15 protein-coding genes are annotated in these 17,104 nt (G+C 60.3%); 9 read left to right on the forward strand and 6 right to left on the reverse strand.

Features of this window, described 5'->3' with window-relative positions:
• Nucleotides 1-92 precede the first annotated feature (92 nt).
• The gene (locus FW764_RS21425) at nucleotides 93-605 is read right to left on the reverse strand and encodes a glycine cleavage system protein R (RefSeq protein WP_446435592.1); all 513 of its coding nucleotides are present in this window, start codon (nucleotides 603-605) and stop codon (nucleotides 93-95) included.
• A gap of 388 nt (nucleotides 606-993) precedes the next feature.
• Between FW764_RS21425 and FW764_RS21430 the strand changes: the two genes are divergently transcribed.
• The gene (locus FW764_RS21430) at nucleotides 994-3,171 is read left to right on the forward strand and encodes a malate synthase G (RefSeq protein WP_446435593.1); all 2,178 of its coding nucleotides are present in this window, start codon (nucleotides 994-996) and stop codon (nucleotides 3,169-3,171) included.
• Between the two features lie 72 nt (nucleotides 3,172-3,243).
• Here the strand turns inward: FW764_RS21430 and FW764_RS21435 are convergent, their stop codons facing one another.
• Both FW764_RS21435 and FW764_RS21440 read right to left on the reverse strand, forming a co-directional pair.
• Nucleotides 3,244-3,630 carry a hypothetical protein gene (locus FW764_RS21435; protein WP_446435594.1) on the reverse strand — a complete coding sequence of 129 codons (387 nt, stop codon included), beginning with the start codon at nucleotides 3,628-3,630 and terminating at the stop codon, nucleotides 3,244-3,246.
• Nucleotides 3,631-3,760: 130 nt separating this feature from the next.
• Entirely contained in the window at nucleotides 3,761-4,207 is a 447-nt protein-coding gene (locus FW764_RS21440; RefSeq protein WP_446435595.1) for a response regulator, read from the reverse strand.
• A gap of 245 nt (nucleotides 4,208-4,452) precedes the next feature.
• On the opposite strand from FW764_RS21440, the gene FW764_RS21445 reads away from it, so the two are divergent.
• From FW764_RS21445 to FW764_RS21480, 8 genes are all read left to right on the forward strand, one after another.
• Nucleotides 4,453-6,375 carry a putative nucleotidyltransferase substrate binding domain-containing protein gene (locus FW764_RS21445; RefSeq protein ID WP_446435596.1) on the forward strand — a complete coding sequence of 641 codons (1,923 nt, stop codon included), beginning with the start codon at nucleotides 4,453-4,455 and terminating at the stop codon, nucleotides 6,373-6,375.
• Nucleotides 6,372-7,079, forward strand: a complete 708-nt coding sequence (locus tag FW764_RS21450) for a 3'-5' exonuclease (RefSeq protein WP_446435597.1) — start codon at nucleotides 6,372-6,374, stop codon at nucleotides 7,077-7,079. Before FW764_RS21445 ends, FW764_RS21450 begins: the two co-directional genes overlap by 4 nt.
• A 133-nt stretch (nucleotides 7,080-7,212) precedes the next feature.
• Nucleotides 7,213-7,731, forward strand: coding sequence for an RNA polymerase sigma factor (locus tag FW764_RS21455; RefSeq protein WP_446435598.1), 519 nt, complete (start codon nucleotides 7,213-7,215; stop codon nucleotides 7,729-7,731).
• Nucleotides 7,728-8,696, forward strand: coding sequence for a FecR family protein (locus tag FW764_RS21460; RefSeq protein ID WP_446435599.1), 969 nt, complete (start codon nucleotides 7,728-7,730; stop codon nucleotides 8,694-8,696). The genes FW764_RS21455 and FW764_RS21460 overlap by 4 nt, the downstream gene beginning before the upstream one ends.
• Nucleotides 8,697-8,892: 196 nt before the next feature.
• Nucleotides 8,893-11,322, forward strand: coding sequence for a TonB-dependent siderophore receptor (locus FW764_RS21465; protein WP_446435600.1), 2,430 nt, complete (start codon nucleotides 8,893-8,895; stop codon nucleotides 11,320-11,322).
• Nucleotides 11,323-11,385: 63 nt separating this feature from the next.
• On the forward strand, nucleotides 11,386-12,489 hold the full coding sequence (locus FW764_RS21470; protein WP_446435601.1) for a PepSY-associated TM helix domain-containing protein: 1,104 nt from the start codon (nucleotides 11,386-11,388) through the stop codon (nucleotides 12,487-12,489).
• Nucleotides 12,486-12,668, forward strand: coding sequence for a hypothetical protein (locus FW764_RS21475; RefSeq protein WP_446435602.1), 183 nt, complete (start codon nucleotides 12,486-12,488; stop codon nucleotides 12,666-12,668). Before FW764_RS21470 ends, FW764_RS21475 begins: the two co-directional genes overlap by 4 nt.
• A gap of 156 nt (nucleotides 12,669-12,824) precedes the next feature.
• On the forward strand, nucleotides 12,825-13,454 hold the full coding sequence (locus tag FW764_RS21480; protein WP_446435603.1) for a glutathione S-transferase: 630 nt from the start codon (nucleotides 12,825-12,827) through the stop codon (nucleotides 13,452-13,454).
• 129 nt (nucleotides 13,455-13,583) lie between these two features.
• On the opposite strand, the gene creD is transcribed toward FW764_RS21480, so the two are convergent.
• Genes creD through creB form a run of 3 tightly spaced genes read right to left on the reverse strand, consistent with a single transcriptional unit; the run spans nucleotide 13,584 to nucleotide 17,104 of the window.
• Nucleotides 13,584-14,945, reverse strand: a complete 1,362-nt coding sequence (creD, locus tag FW764_RS21485; protein WP_446435604.1) for a cell envelope integrity protein CreD — start codon at nucleotides 14,943-14,945, stop codon at nucleotides 13,584-13,586.
• A gap of 51 nt (nucleotides 14,946-14,996) precedes the next feature.
• Nucleotides 14,997-16,436 (reverse strand): two-component system sensor histidine kinase CreC, encoded by a 1,440-nt coding sequence (creC, locus tag FW764_RS21490; RefSeq protein ID WP_446435605.1) that lies wholly within the window; start codon nucleotides 16,434-16,436, stop codon nucleotides 14,997-14,999.
• On the reverse strand, nucleotides 16,436-17,104 hold the full coding sequence (gene creB, locus FW764_RS21495) for a two-component system response regulator CreB (protein ID WP_446435606.1): 669 nt from the start codon (nucleotides 17,102-17,104) through the stop codon (nucleotides 16,436-16,438). The genes creC and creB overlap by 1 nt, the downstream gene beginning before the upstream one ends.

Genomic DNA, 17,104 nt, shown 5'->3' on the forward strand with positions numbered 1-17,104 from the left:
ACGAAGAAGCCCGCCCGGCACCGCCTGGCGCCGGGTCTCTACAGGTTATCCACAGGCACATGCAAGATTTCCATGCATAACCCTGTGGGCAGTTATTCCTCGTGGTGCAACTCCACCATCAAGTCATCCGCGAGGGTTTCAAGGGACAGTTGCAACGTATCCAGGGATAACGCTGCCGGCACCTGCAATACTGCCTCGGCGGTAAACAACGGATCACCGCTCATAGGCGCCGGGCGCACATCAGTGCTTAGACTTTCCAGGTTCACGCCCTGTTTACTCAACAGGGCTGTGATCTCGCGCACGATGCCCGAGCGGTCGTTACCCACCAGCGTCATCAAAATCGCCTTGGACGCCGCAGCCTGGCCGGTGCTGCCCTCGCCCACCAATACGCGAATACCGTGTGTGGATAAGTCCTCCAGCGCATTCACCAGATCCTGACGGTGTTCTGTAGGCACACTGACCCGCAGGATCCCGGCGAACTGCCCGGCCATGTGCGCCATACGGCTCTCCAGCCAGTTGCCGCCGTGGGCGGCGATGTTCTGTGCGATGCGTTCAACCAGCCCGGGTTTGTCGGCGGCGATAATAGTGAGTACAAGATGGTCCATGGCGAAGCCCTCTGAATTCAATCTACAAGGTGGACTCGGGAGCGAGCGAAAACAAATCGTGTACCATTTTTATATTTATCTGGAACAATCCATTAGTTTTTTGAGAACATCCCATACCCCACTGTGACTGCACAGCCAAAGTGGGTCGCTAAACGACGTAATTAGTCTAATTTTCACAACTGCAAGTCATCATGTAGTATGCCCAATCGCGCACTACATAACGTTAGGTCGATGTCTGCCAAGGCACCAACGTACCGCGACAAACCCTCCAACCCAGCCGCCCGCACGGCATGTACTGGGAGATCGGGCTCGTGGTTTAAATGGCCAAAGGCTTCATTGGTAAATTGAAAAGCTGAAAAGCGCATAGCTCCGCAGAGTGAGGCAAGCAATGACTGAACACGTTCAAGTCGGTGGCCTGCAGGTCGCCAAAGTCCTGTTCGACTTCGTGAACAACGAAGCCATTCCCGGCACCGGCATCACTGCCGACCAGTTCTGGGCCGGCGCCGACAAGGTCATCCACGACCTGGCACCGAAGAACAAAGCCCTACTCGCCAAACGCGACGACTTCCAAGCGCGGATCGATACCTGGCACCAGACCCACGCAGGCCAGGCCCATGACCCGGTGGCCTACAAAGCCTTTCTGCAAGACATCGGATACCTGCTGCCAGAAGCTGCAGACTTCCAGGCCTCGACCCAAAACGTCGATGACGAAATTGCCCGCATGGCCGGCCCGCAGTTGGTGGTGCCGGTGATGAATGCCCGCTTCGCCCTCAACGCCTCCAATGCCCGCTGGGGCTCGCTGTATGACGCGTTGTATGGCACCGACGCCATCAGCGAGGCCGACGGCGCCGAGAAGGGCAAGGGTTACAACAAAGTGCGTGGCGACAAGGTCATCGCCTTCGCCCGCGCCTTCCTCGACGAAGCCGCACCGCTCACGGCGGGCAGCCATGTCGACGCCACCGGCTACAAGATCGTGGATGGCAAGCTGATCGTCAGCCTCAAGGGCGGCAGCAACAGCGGCCTGCGCGACGACGCCCAGTTCATCGGTTTCCAGGGCCCTGCGGCCGAGCCGATTGCGATCCTGCTGAAACACAACGGCCTGCACTTCGAAATCCAGATCGACGCCAGCACTCCGGTCGGCCAGACCGACGCCGCTGGCGTCAAAGACGTGCTGATGGAAGCCGCGCTGACCACCATCATGGACTGCGAAGACTCCGTCGCCGCCGTCGATGCCGATGACAAAGTGGTGATCTACCGCAACTGGCTCGGCCTGATGAAGGGCGACCTGGCCGAAGAAGTTGCCAAGGGCGGCAAGACCTTCACGCGCACCATGAATGCCGACCGTGTGTACACCGGCGTAGACGGCCAGGACGTGACCTTGCACGGCCGGTCGCTGCTGTTCGTGCGCAACGTTGGCCACTTGATGACCATCGACGCGATCCTCGATAAAGACGGCAACGAAGTACCGGAAGGCATTCTCGACGGCCTGCTCACCAGCCTGGCGGCTGTCCACAGCCTCAACGGTAACAGCCGCCGCAAGAACAGCCGCACCGGCTCCGTGTATATCGTTAAACCGAAAATGCACGGCCCGGAAGAAGCCGCGTTCACCAACGAGCTGTTCGGCCGCATCGAAGACGTGCTGAACCTGCCGCGCAATACGCTCAAAGTCGGGATCATGGACGAGGAGCGCCGTACCACGGTCAACCTCAAGGCTTGCATCAAGGCGGCCAGCGAGCGCGTGGTGTTTATCAACACCGGCTTCCTCGACCGTACCGGCGACGAGATACACACGTCCATGGAAGCCGGCGCGATGGTGCGCAAGGCGGCCATGAAAGCCGAAAAATGGATCGGCGCGTATGAGAACTGGAACGTCGATATCGGCCTGAGTACCGGCCTGCAAGGGCGCGCTCAGATCGGTAAAGGCATGTGGGCGATGCCTGATCTGATGGCGGCGATGCTTGAACAGAAAATCGCTCACCCACTGGCCGGCGCCAACACCGCGTGGGTCCCTTCGCCAACGGCCGCTGCGCTGCACGCGCTGCACTACCACAAGGTCGACGTGTTCGCGCGTCAGGCCGAACTGGCCAAGCGTGAGCGCGCTTCGTTAGACGATATCCTGACGATTCCTCTGGCCAGCAACACAGATTGGTCTGACGAAGAAATCCGCAACGAGCTGGACAACAACGCCCAGGGCATCCTCGGCTATGTAGTCCGCTGGATCGACCAAGGCGTCGGCTGCTCGAAAGTACCGGACATCAACGACGTCGGCCTGATGGAAGACCGCGCGACCCTGCGCATCTCCAGCCAGCACATCGCCAACTGGTTGCGCCATGGCATCGTTAACGAAGCCCAAGTGATGGAAAGCCTCAAGCGCATGGCGCCGGTGGTAGACCGTCAGAATGCCGGTGACGCGTTGTATCGCCCGCTGGCACCGGATTTCGACAGCAACATCGCGTTCCAGGCGGCGGTGGAGTTGGTGATTGAAGGGACTAAACAGCCGAATGGGTATACCGAGCCGGTGTTGCATCGTCGGCGTCGGGAATATAAGGCGAAAAACGGTATTTAATTAGAAAACAACTCCCTGATCTGCGGATCAGGGAGTTCAAGCCCACACACAACACTCATCTATCCGATTTCATCATGGGGTGTATTGGATATCAGCCTTCCCATCAAACACGTACTTCTTACCTACTTCTTTTTCATAAACAGCAGTAATGGTAAGTGCTTGATGATCGCCGCCATCGGTAACAATCACTGTGACTGTCCCGGCCAAACCGCGGCCGTCTCCGTCGCCATAGAATTGTAACCCCCATGAATTATTTGCTGCGTAGTCAAACTTATAGGTCTTACCGTCTTCAACGCCATGAGGATAAACAATTTGCAAGACTGGTTTGCCTTTATTGTCAAAAGCAACGAAATTGTTTGCAGCCCCTTCAACCTTATCAAGGTTAAACTCAAGGTGCGGTTTGTCTTTATAGGTAACTTTCAGAATTGCCGAACCTTTGAACGAACTTTCAGTCGCCATTTCCACCACTCCGTCTAATGAGTATTTAAAGTAACGATCTCTACGCGTCACTTCATCCAGTAGACAAGAGCCTATTCAACTTTCCTACTGTCAACATTGACAGGTAAAGAGTAAAGCTGACCAGCGGTAGCTACTGCGCCATCCCCAATTCCCGCTTGACCATCTTCGCCAACTTCACGCTATCGATCGGCTTGAGCATGAAGTCCACCACGCTCATGTGCATGGCGTCGATCACATCGTGGGCTTCGGCGTCCCCCGACATGATGATGATCGGTAGCGCCGCCCGGGTGGAGCTGCGTACTTGCTGGATCAATTGCAGGCCGTTGCTGGGCGCCATACGCAAATCGGTGATCAACAAACCGATGGAACTGCTGGACTTCAACAGATCCCACGCTGTCTCGCCATTGTCGGCAGTCATGCAGCGAATACCGTCCAGACCCAGGATTTCCGCAAGCAATTCACGTGCATCCTTGTCGTCGTCGACAATCAACACCCGTTGTGGCGGTAAATCAGGCTCCAGCATCACGGCGCTCAGCGCTTCGCGTTCGGCATCACTCAAAATATCGTGGTCGGACATACGTTTCTCAGCAGTTCTATTCAATCTCCCAGCACACTCGTCAGACATCTGCGGAAGGGCGAACAATGTGCACTTCGTCGGAAAGTTTGCCTAGTGGGCGTTCTACGGGGTTTGGACGATAGTCATGTAAGGTTTTTCCCTAGTCGTAGTGGTTTTTTTGAGACCTAGACTTACGTCCAATGGGCACCCGCCGCGCGGGAGTCGACCATGCACGACGATAACGACAAAAAACTGCGGTCACTGTTATGAGTAAAGCTGATGCTTTCACGCAGGCGGGAAAAACCGCCGTGTTGCAGAACATCCACGGCACCCTGCAATTCCTGCAACGTTTCCCCCCGTTCAACCAGATGGAAAACACCCACCTGGCGTTTTTGGTCGAACAATGCCAGCTGCGCTTCTACGGCCCCGGCGACAGCATTCTCAAACCGTCCGGCGGGCCGGTGGAGCACTTCTATATCGTCAAGCAAGGCCGCGTCGTCGGCGAACGGCCGGACTCGACCCAAACCACCTTCGAAATCACCACCGGCGAGTGCTTCCCCCTCGCAGCGTTACTGGGTGAGCGTGCAACGCGCACCGAGCACAAAGCCGCCGAAGACACGTTCTGCCTGCAACTGAACAAACCAGCGTTTATCAAGCTGTTCGCCCTTTCCGGCCCATTTCGCGATTTTGCCCTGCGCGGTGTCAGCAGCCTGCTGGATCAGGTCAACCAGCAGGTGCAGCAAAAGGCTGTGGAAACCCTGGGCACCCAGTATTCGCTGAACACGCGCCTGGGCGAATTGGCCATGCGCCATCCGGTCACGTGCAGCCCGAGCACACCGCTGCGCGAAGCGGTGACGCTGATGCATGAGCAACAAGTGGGCAGCATCGTGATCGTCGATGAGCACAAGGCGCCGCTGGGGATTTTCACCCTGCGCGACCTGCGCCAAGTGGTAGCCGACGGCACCAGTGACTTCAATCAGGCCATCGAAGGCCATATGACCCAGGCGCCGTTCTATTTGAGCCCGGACCACAGCGCCTTTGACGCCGCCATTGCCATGACCGAGCGGCATATCGCCCATGTGTGCCTGGTCAAAGACCAGCGCTTGTGCGGCGTGGTGTCCGAGCGCGACCTGTTTTCCTTACAACGGGTGGACCTGGTGCACCTGGCACGCACCATCCGCAATGCACCTCGGGTGGAAAACCTGGTGGCGATTCGCGGTGAGATAGGCCAACTGGTGGAACGCATGCTCGCCCATGGCGCGTCTTCCACCCAGATCACCCACATTATTACGTTGCTCAACGATCACACCGTGTGCAGGGTGATTGAGCTGACCTTGGCCGACAAGGGCGACCCCGGCGTGCCGTTCAGTTGGTTATGTTTCGGCAGCGAGGGCCGCCGTGAGCAGACGCTGTTTACCGACCAGGACAACGGCATCCTGTTCGACGCCAAGGACGCCGCCGAAGCCGACGAGATTCGCGGTCGCCTGTTACCCCTGGCGCAGCAGATCAACCAGAGCCTGACAGTGTGCGGTTTCAGCTTGTGCAAGGGCAATATCATGGCCGGCAACCCCGAGCTATGTTTGTCGCGGGCTGAATGGGCGCGGCGTTTCGGGGCGTTTATCCGCGAGGCGACGCCGGAGAACCTGCTGGGGTCGAGCATCTATTTCGATTTGCGTGTGGTGTGGGGCGATGAACAGGGTTGCGAGCAATTGCGCCAGGGCATTCTCGATCAAGTCGCGGATAACCGGCTGTTCCAACGCATGCTGGCCGAAAACGCGTTGCGCCAGCGCCCGCCGGTGGGGCGTTTCCGTGACTTTGTGCTGACACGCAAAGGCGGCGAAAAAGCCACCCTCGACCTCAAGGTGCAGGGCCTCACACCCTTTGTCGATGGCGCACGCCTGCTGGCCCTGGCCAATGGCATCCACGCCAACAACACCCTGGAGCGACTGCGCCAACTGGTGGTCAAGGAAGTGATCGAACCGCTGGACGGCGCCGCCTATGAAGAGGCCTACCACTTTATCCAACAAACCCGTATGCAACAGCATCAGTTGCAGACGCGGGAAAACCAGCCGTACTCCAATCGCGTCGACCCCGACAGCCTTAACCACCTGGACCGGCGCATCCTGCGTGAATCCCTGCGCCAGGCACAGCGCCTGCAGAGCAGCCTGACCTTTCGGTATCAGCTGTGAGTCTGTTCGACTGGCTGCGTACGAAAAAGCCTGGCCTCAACGCGCCCCAACAGCGGCGCCTGGAGCAATTGCCCAAACCCGCCGTGCTAGGTGACAACGCCCTACGCAGCCAGCGTTGGGTCGTGGTCGACCTGGAAACCAGCGGCCTGAACCTCAACCGTGATCAGGTGCTGTCCATCGGCGCGGTGGTGATTGAGGACGGCGCCGTGGATTTCTCGCAAATGTTCGAGCGCACCCTGCACCGTGCCGAAACAAAACTCAGCCCCAGCGTGCTGATCCATGGCCTCGGCCCCAGTGCCATCGCCGCCGGCAGCGACCCCATCGAGGCGCTGTTGGATTTCATGGCATTTGTTGGCGACAGCCCGTTGCTGGCGTTCCATGCACCGTTCGATCAGCACATGCTGTGCCGGGCACTCAAGGACAGCCTGGGTTACCGCCTGACCCATCCGTTTCTCGACGTTGCCGACATCGCGCCGCTGCTCTGCCCTGAAGCGAATATCCGTGAAGCCGGGCTGGACGACTGGATCAGCCACTTCATGCTGCAGGTCGGCGAGCGCCATCACGCCAGCGCCGACGCCCTGGCCACGGCGGAGTTGATGCTCATCCTGTTTAGTCGTGCGCGCCAGCAGCACATCGACTCCCCGCTGGCGCTTCAGGAGCGCTTGAGCCAATGGAAACGGCGTAAACAAGCGCCCTCTTTCTAGCGGGACGCAGAGCGTCAGTGAGGCATTGCCACGCAGAGCGTGCCGACAGACGCCAATTGCGCCCACTCTCTGCCTCTGACACAATCGCGAATAATTCTCGTTAGTTTAAACCTCTCTTTCATTCGGTGATGCCTTGTCGTCGGTCCAGACCCCACGCAGTGAGCTTGTTGGCGCGTTATACCGCGACCATCGTGGCTGGCTGTTGGCGTGGCTGCGCCGCAGCGTGGCCTGCCCGAGCCGCGCCGAAGACCTCAGCCAAGATACCTTCATGCGCCTGCTGGGCCGTGAAGAGCTGCGCGAACCCCGCGAGCCACGGGCGTTCCTGGTGGCGATCGCCAAAGGCTTGCTGTTCGACTACTTCCGTCGTGCGGCCCTGGAACAGGCCTACCTCACCGAGTTGACGCTGATTCCGGAAAGCGAACACCCTTCACCGGAAGAACAGCACCTGATTCTCGAAGACCTCAAGGCCATCGACCGCTTGCTCGGCAAGCTGTCGAGCAAGGCCCGCGCCGCCTTCCTCTACAACCGCCTCGACGGCCTGGGCCACGCCGAAATCGCCCAGCGCCTCAACGTTTCAGTGCCGCGCGTGCGCCAATACCTGGCCCAGGGCATTCGCCAGTGCTACATCGCCCTGTATGGCGAACCGCTGTGACCGTGATCAGTTCCAAACCGGTCTCGGCCCGTGTGCTGGATGCTGCGATTGCCTGGCAACTGTCCCTCGACTCGGGCGATGGCAGCGTTGTGGAACAGGAAGAATTCGCCAAATGGCTGGCCAGCAATGACGAACATGCGCGCGCCTGGCGCCAGTTGGGCATGCTCGACCAGCGTTTCCGCGCGGCCGCAGGCCCGGCGCGGGCGGCGTTGTTGCAGTCACGCGAGGGCATTCGCCAGCGCGTGCGCAAGCTTGGGAGCGGCTTGGCGAGTATCGCGCTGGTCTGCGGCCTGGCGTTGTTTGCCGGCGAGCGTTACGTGCCGATCCACTACTGGCTGGCCGACCAGCGCACCGCCACCGGCGAGCAGCGCACGCTGAAACTGGCGGACGGCACGCGGATCAACCTCAACACCCACAGCGCCATCGACGTGCGTTTTGATGAAAAACGCCGGCTGATCGTGCTGCAGGAAGGCGAAATCCTGGTCGAAACCGGCCACAACGATGCCCGCCCGTTCTATGTCCAAACCCGCGACGGCAGCCTGCGGGCCCTGGGCACGCGGTTCATCGTAAAGCGCGAAGACGACGCCACACGCCTGAGCGTGCTGCAGTCCGCCGTGGCTGCCCAGCCTGAGGCGTTGCACCAGGAACAGGTTTTCAAGCAAGGCCAACAAGTGCTGATGCGCAGCGACGGCCTCGGCCCGCCGCTTGTTGTCATCCCCGCCGCCGACGCCTGGACACGCGGCATGCTGGTGGTCGACAACGCCCGTCTGGGCGATGTGATCACGGAACTCAGCCGCTACCGCAGCGGCTACTTGGGTGTGGATAAAAGCGTGGCCGACCTGCGCATCACCGGCAGCTTCCCGCTGCACGACACCACGTTGGCGCTGAATGCGCTGCTGCCGACCTTGCCGGTGCGGATCGAGCAGCACACGCCGTGGTGGGTGACCGTGAAGGGCAAGCCTTAGGTTAAGCAGTGCTTGGACCAATGCCATCGCAGGCAAGCCAGCTCCCACCTTGAAATGCATTCCCCTGTGGGAGCTGGCTTGCCGCGATGGGTCCCGCAAGAACACTCTGAGAAATATTTTCACCCAGCCCTATCACTTTTTGATTCTCGCTCGGCACCTAGGCAATTGAGAAATATTTCCATTCAGGAGCCGCCCTATGTCCCGCACGCTAGAAACCTTGTTGCGCCCCAGTCTGTTAGCCGTGGCCATCGCCCTTAGCGCCCCGCTGGCCAGCACCGCGCTGATCGCCGCCGAACAGGCTTCAAGCGTACGCGCGTACAACCTGCCAGCAGCGCCTTTGGCCAGCACCCTGAACCAGATCGCCAGCCAAGCCGGTCTTGCGCTGACGCTTAATCCTTCGCTGGTATTGGGCAAAACCTCGGCACCGGTCAAGGGCCAGTTCGATGCGCAAGGCGCGTTGCGGGAAGCGTTGCGTGGGACGGGGTTGCAGTTGGAGCAGAGCAGTGCGGGGACTTATTCGTTGGTCGCGATTGCGGACGGTGTCGTGGCGTTGGCCGAGACGAGCATCATTGCTCAAGCCAACACTGAGAGTGCATGGGGCCCGGTGACCGGCTATCTGGCGGCGCGCACTGCAGCGGGCACCAAGACCGATACAGCACTGGTTGAGGCGCCGCGCTCGATCTCCGTCGCCACACGCCAGCAGATGCAGGACCGCAACGTCCAGAACCTCGATGACGCGGTTAAATATATGCCCGGCATCGTATCTTCCAGCTACGGCAGCGACACCCGCTACGACTGGATGCGCGTGCGCGGTTTCGAACCCACACAGTTCCTCGACGGCCTGCCACTGCCACGCGGTGTGTATGCCAACCCAAAAGCCGAAACCTGGAACCTCGATCGTCTCGCACTGCTGCGCGGCCCGGCTTCGTCGGTCTACGGTCAGACGCCACCAGGCGGCCTGCTGGACATGGTCAGCCGCCGCCCCAGCGAGGAATCGAGCCATGCTATCCAGCTGCAATACGGCAGTGACAACTACCGCCAGATCAACTTCGCCAGCACCGGCAAAATAGATGATGAAGGCCGGTTTCTGTATGGCGTCAGCGGCGTAGTGCGCGATGCCGACACCCAGGTCGATCACATCGACAACAAGCGCTACAACATCGCGCCGAGCCTGACCTGGAACATTGATACCGACACCAAGCTGACGCTGCTCTCGCAGTTCACCCGTGACGATACGGGTGCCACCAGTCAGTTCTTGCCGATTGTGGGTACTAAAATCGACTCTGCGCTGGGTAAAGTCTCCCACCACAAAAACCTGGGCGACCCGGATTACGAGTTCTACGACCGCACCTACTACGCGCTGGGCTATGCCTTCGAGCATCGTTTCAACGATACCTGGCAGTTCAAGCAGAACCTGCGCTATACCAAGTCCGAACTGTCATTCCAGCAACTGACCGTGGGCGCCTTCGGCTATTATCCGGTTGATGCAGCGGGCAATATCGGCCGCACCTCGACCAACGTGGACGAGAACATCGGCCAATTCGCGGTCGATAACAACTTCCAAGCCGATTTCTCGACCGCTGATGTCACCCATACGCTGCTACTGGGCCTGGACCACCAGCGCACCGACACTTCTTACCTGTCGATCTACGGTGACGCTGGGCGCGTCAACATTTTCAACCCCGTCAACACAACACCGGTAGTGCGTCCGGCACGCGCCGATGCTTACTACGACTATAACCAGAAGACGCTACAGACCGGCCTCTATGTGCAAGACCAGATGGCTTTGGACAAATGGCGCCTGACCCTCGGCGGGCGTGAAGACTGGGTGCATCAAGGCACGACCTACTTCAACAAGAACGACGCGACCAATACCGACCGCAGCAAAAACTTCAGTGGCAACGCGGCACTGAGCTACGTGTTCGACTCGGGCTTTGTGCCGTACCTGTCCTACGCCGAATCGTTCCAGCCCGCCAGCAATGCCAGCGTTGACCCGCTCAAGTCGTACAAGCCCACCGAAGGCAAGCAATGGGAACTGGGGATCAAATACCAGCCGCCCGGCTCAAACACTTTGCTGAGTGCAGCGGTGTATGACCTGACCCAGAAAAACGTGCTTGTCTCTAGTACCGGCGCAGGCGGCCAGTCTGTTACCGACCAAACCGGCGAAGTGAAAGTCAAAGGCCTGGAACTGGAAGCCGTATCCGACGTCACCGAAAACCTCAAAGTGATCGCCGCGTACACCTTGGCAAAATCCGAAGTGCAAAAAGGCAGCTTCAAGGGCAACCGCCTGCAACTGATGCCAAACCAGCAAGCCTCCCTGTGGACCGACTACACCTGGCACAACGGTGTACTCGATGGTTTCGGCATTGGCTTTGGTGCCCGATACACCGGCAACACCTATGGCGACCAGGCCAACACTTGGCTGGGTAAAGCAAATGCCTACACCGTGTTCGACGGTGCCGTGCATTACGATCTGGGCCGCCTCGACAGCAGCCTCAAAGGTGCCGCGTTAAAACTCAACGCCACTAACCTGTTCAACAAGGACTACATTTCCACCTGTGATGCCTCCTACTGCTACTTCGGCGACCAACGCAGCGTAGTCGCCAGCGCCACCTATCAGTGGTAATCGGCTGATTTAATAACCAGGCCGTCCCTCGGGGCGGCTTTGGCGTGTCTGAAGGCTAGAAAAATGAAAAGCAAAACCATCCGCCGCTGGTCCTTCATCCACACCTGGACCAGCTTGATCTGTACCGTTTTTCTGCTGCTGCTCGCCCTCACCGGCCTGCCGCTGATCTTCCACCACGAGATCGATCACCTGCTGGGCAACGAGCCCGAGCTTGCGCAGATGCCCGCCGATACCCCGCAGTTGAACCTTGAGCAACTGGTGGCCAAAGCCCAGGCACATCGCCCGGGTGAGGCGATGCAATACCTGGCGTGGGACGAAGACGACAAGAACGGCGTGATCGCAATCATGGCCGCCACAGCCGGCACCGAACCCAACGCGTCCCACACCTTCATGCTCGATGCGCGCACTGGCGAAGCCGTGGAAACGCCGGCGGCCAATGGCGGGCTGACGCTGTTCCTGCTGCGTTTGCATGTGGACATGTTCGCCGGCCTGCCGGGCAAGTTGCTGCTGGCGTTCATGGGCATTCTGTTTGTGCTGGCGATTGTCTCGGGCACGGTGCTGTACCTGCCGTTCATGCGCCGCGTGAAGTTCGCCACCGTGCGCCAGGACAAATCCACCCGCCTGCGCTGGCTCGACCTGCACAACCTGATCGGCGTGATCACGCTGACCTGGGCATTGGTCGTGGGCGTGACCGGCGTGATCAGCGCCTGCGCCGACCTAATCATCGCCGCCTGGCGTCACGACAGCCTCAGCGCCATGATCGAGCCGTATAAAAACGCGCCGCCGCTGACCTTGCGCGCGCCGGCCACCGAGCTGCTGAGCATCGCCGCCAAGGCCGCGCCCGGCATGCAGCCGGACTTTATCGCCTTCCCCGGCACGCGCTTTTCCAGTGCACACCATTACGCGGTGTTCATGAAGGGCAGCACGCACCTGACCTCGCACTTGCTGACGCCGGTGCTGATCGACGCCAGCACCCTGGCCGTCACCGCCATCGCCGAGCGGCCGTGGTACATGGACGCCATGGGCATGTCCCAGCCGCTGCACTTTGGTGACTACGGCGGCATGCCGATGAAAATCCTCTGGGCACTGCTGGATGTGCTGACCATCATCGTGCTGGGCAGCGGCGTTTACCTGTGGATCGTGCGGCGCAAGGCGGCCAAGGTATGAAGCCGCGTCAGTCGAACTTCTGGAAGGTGTTTGGCCTTCCGCTGGGGATTGGTGTGCTCAGCGCGGCCGGGCTGTTTGCCGCGTTGCTGGGAGATGGGCTGTGGGATTCGCTCAGTTGGGTGGGGTTGGGGGTTCCTGCTGTCATTGGTGTTTGGGCGTTATTTAAGCGGCGCGGCTGAGGGCGCCATCGCAGGCAAGCCAGCTCCGACCTTGAAATACATTCCCCTTGCGTGAGCTGGCTTGCCTGCGATGAGGCCGCCAAAAACACCCACCCACCACTCGCCAGCCACCGCGCAACCCTCTAGGCTAGCCACTGCCCATTTCGAGGAATGACCATGTCCGCGCCCAGCATGACCTTGTTCCACAACCCCGCCTCACCCTTTGTTCGCAAAGTCCGCGTGCTGCTGATCGAGACCGGCCAGCAGGACCGCGTGGCGCTGCACGGCTGCATGCCGACGCCGGTTAACCCGGACGCGCAGCTTGTACAGGATAATCCCGTGGGCAAGATCCCGGCCCTGCGCCTGGCCGACGGCTCGGTGCTGCACGACAGCCGGGTGATCCTCGACTACCTGGACCACCAACATGTCGGCAATCCACTGATCCCGCGCGACGGCTCCGCCCGGTGGCGCAGCCTGACCCTGGCCTCAATGGCCGACGGCATCATGGATGCCGCCGTGCTGGTGCGTTACGAGACCGCCATGCGCCCGGCAGAAAAGCACTGGGCCCAATGGCTGGATGAGCAGCGCAACAAAATCCGCCGCACCGTTGCCGAGTTGGAGAAAGAGGCGATTGCCGAACTGGCCAGCCGCTTCGACATCGCGTCCATCAGCGTGGCCTGCGCGCTGGGTTACCTGGACTTGCGCGACCCTGACCTGCAATGGCGCACGGCTAACCCCAAGCTTGCCGATTGGTACGCCGAGGTCAGCCAGCGGCCGTCGATGTTTGAGACCCAGCCGCCGGTCTAGCCTGCCTTGAGGCAAGCCCGCTGCCTGTGGCAAGCGGGCTCGCCACAGGGAGCCCATTTACCACAAAAAACAGTGCGTTAATTTTGCCTATCAGCTGCGCCCTCACCTGCTGATCTTCGCGCAACCCGATCATTGCACCTCCTCCAGATCAAACTGCACCTTGCGCTTGCCCACGCCATACCAGTCCAGTTTGCGCGTCAGCACCATCACCGTGCCCAGCAGGCCGAACAGCAACAGCGAGCCCATCAGCAGCGCATAATCCTCGGCGCTCAACAGCCCGTACAACAAGCCATACAGCGCCGCCAACCCTGCCGAAAACCCCAGGCCATGGGCGATGCTGCGCAGCACATGGCACACGTAAAACCCAATCAACAACACACAGGCACTCGCCGACAACAGGTACGCCAGGCCAAAGCCAATGTGCTCGGACAACGACAACAACAGCAGGTAAAAGAACGCCAAGGCAAAGCCCACCAACGCGTATTGAATCGGGTGCACCGCCAGGTTCTTGAGCACCTCGAACAGGAAGAAGCCGGCGAACGTCAGGGCAATAAACAGCAGCGCATATTTGATCGCGCGGTCGCTCTTGAGGTACTGGTCCACCGGGTCGATAAAGCGCACGCCGAAGCTGCGGCTGTTGAAGTCGTCACACACCTTGTCCCACTCGCAGCCGCGCAGGGTTTCTTCCAGGTTGGTGGCGAAGAACGTGGTCTGCCAATGGGCGCTAAAGCCTTGCGCCGTGACCTCACGCTGAGCCGGCAGAAAGTTGCCGACAAAGCTCGGGTGCGGCCAGTTCGACGCCAGCTTCACCTGGCTGGTCTTGCCCACCGGCACCACTTGCAACTGCTCGGTGCCTTGCAGGCGCAGGTCAAAAGCGAAGTCAAACGGGGCTGGCTTTTTGCTGTCTTGCTCCGGCAGCATCACGTGCACGCCCTCGCCCAGCCAGGCCACTTGAGAGCCGGGCGCGAACGCCAGGCGTTGGCTGCCGAGCTCCAGCTTCAGCGCATTTTCGATGCCGCGAATGTCATTGATACCCACCGCCAGATACGCCGGTTCAAAACGATAGTCGGCAAAGTTTTCCGTGATGCCCAACTGCGCAGGCAGCTCGAAACGCCCGCTGATGCGGTTGTCGGCATGGAACAGCCGCGCCTGGTAAATGCCGCGCGAGCGCAGCTCGGTTTGCACCTTGCCGTCGAGTTCAAACTGCTCCGGCAAGAAATACAGACGCCCCCGCACTTCACTGACTTGCTCGTAGCGCTCGTTGAGTTTTTCATTGAGCTTCCACTCACGGACAGTCTTGCGATACGGCACCACCATCACCGGGCCGGTGAGGCGCTGGCTGTAGCTTGAGCTGCGGGCGATGTCCATCAATACGCCATCGCGCATCTGCTGGCGGTCGCTGATGATGCCGTTGATCATCAGCAGTGGAATCAGCAACAGCAGGATCAGCAGCGCAATCGCGCCAAGTTTGAAAAGCAAGCTGCGGTTCATGGGTCTCTCCCTGTTTTGATGGGCAGAGCGTGAACCGCGCGTATGGGCGATTTATGTGGGCAATGTGGAGACTGTGTGGAGATGCAGCACCACTTGCACGCCGCCTTGCACGTTGCCGATCTGCAACGCGCCGCCGTGCAGCTTCACCACTTCTTCGACAAAGTTGAGGCCCAGGCCGGTGCTTTTACGCCCGCTGGCCGGGCGTGGCAGGGAGTAGAAACGCTCACTCAGGCGCGGCAGGGCGTAATCGGGAATGGCTGCCGCCTGGTTGAACAGGCTGACCTGCACGTCGTTGTGCTGCGTTTGCGCACTGAACCTCAACGTGCCCCCGGGTGGCGTGAAGTCCAAGGCGTTATCGAGCAGATTGCCCAGGGCCTGGCGCAGCAGGAAGGGCTCGCCGAACACCTTCACATCCGCGCCAATCGCCTGTTCGACGTGCAAGCCGGCACCTTCGATGCGCGCGCATTGGGCCTTGAGTACGTCGTCGACCAAGGTGGTCAACGGCATGCTGACTTGTTCCTCCAACCCCTGGCGCTGCTCCACTTGCGCCAGGTTCAGCAGGCGCTCGATCAACTGCTGCAAGCGCGCGCTTTCGCTGTCGATGTTGCCGACAAAGCGCTGCTGCTGCTCACGGGTCATGTCGCCCTGCAACAGCTCCGCCGCGCCACGAATCGCCGCCAGCGGGCTTTTTAACTCGTGGGTCAGGGTGTGCACGTAACGCTCGACGTAGGCCTTGCCCTCCAACTGCGTGCGCATGTGCTCCACGGCAGTGGACAGCTGCTTGAGCTCGCCGCCACGGTAATGCGGCAACTCGACGCGCCGCCCCTCGCTCACGGCCTGGGCATAGGCCGTGAGCCGGTGCAGCGCCACGCTCAGCCACCAGGACAACAGCGCGCCTAGCAGCAGACCGAGAATCACCAACCCGGCGCCGTACCACAGCAGCCGATGCTCGGTGCGGTCGACATAGGGCTGCAACGAACTGTTGGGCTTGGCCACAGTAACTACACCGATGATCTGGCCGTTGTCGCGGATCGGCGCGCCCACGTGCATGACAGAAGAGTTGGGGTCATCCAGTTCACTTTTGGTCGAACGGGCGCCGTACTCGCCGCGCAGAGTCAGGTACACGTCGTTCCACTTGGAATAATCCCGGCCCACCGCCTCCCCCGTGGAGTCGAGCAGCACGATACCGTTGGCGTCAGTTACGTAGATACGGTGGTTGACCTGGTTTTTCGGCAGGCCCCAGATGGTCGCGCCCGGCTGGCGGTTGCCATAGGCCTTGAGCAACTGCGGCCAATGGCTCTGGCCGAGGGTGCCGTTCTTCACGTCCAGCCGCAGAATCTCGGCCAGCAGGTTGGCCGTGTCCACCAGGGTTTCTTCGGTGGACTGGCGCACGCCGGGGCGGATTTCCTTCATCACTGTGTTGAGCACGAAGTAGCCGGTCAGGCCGATAAACAGCGCATACACCAGGAAAATCCGCAGCCCCAGGCGCATCAGCTGTGGCTCGGGCTGTAACTGTAGCCCAGGCCGCGATGGGTCTGGATCGGCTCGGCGTCGGCCGCCACGCTGCGTAGTTTGCTGCGCAGGCTTTTGATATGGCTGTCGATATTGCGCTCGTAGCCAGCATCAGCCGCCACGCCCACAGCATCCAACAATTGTTCGCGGCTGAACACGCGTTCGGGTTGTTCGAGCAGACTCTGCATCAGGCGGAACTCATGGCGGGTCAAGCTCAAAGGCTGGCCGCGATAATGGATCTGCATGCGCTCCAGGTCCACCTGAAACACGGTAGGCGCAACACCTGGGCCGACGCGCTTTAGGATCGCCCGCACCCGTGCCGCCACTTCCCGTGGGCTGAACGGCTTGACCACGTAATCGTCGGCGCCGATCTCCAAACCCACCACCCGATCAATCTCGGCATCCCGCGCACTGAGGAACATCACCGGCACTTCGCTGAAACGACGCAATTGCTTGCAGGTTTCAAAGCCGCTGATGTCCGGTAGGCCGATGTCGAGGATGATCAGGTCGGCCGGGGTCTGGCGTTGGTGGGTCAACGCCTCCTGGCCAAGGCTCAGCCAGGTGGTGGTGAAGCCCTCGCCTTGCAGGGCGAAAATCAGCGTATCGGCTATCGCCGCTTCGTCTTCGACAATCAGGATATGCGGCAT

The sequence above is a fragment of the Pseudomonas sp. 1152_12 genome, from assembly GCF_052850675.1.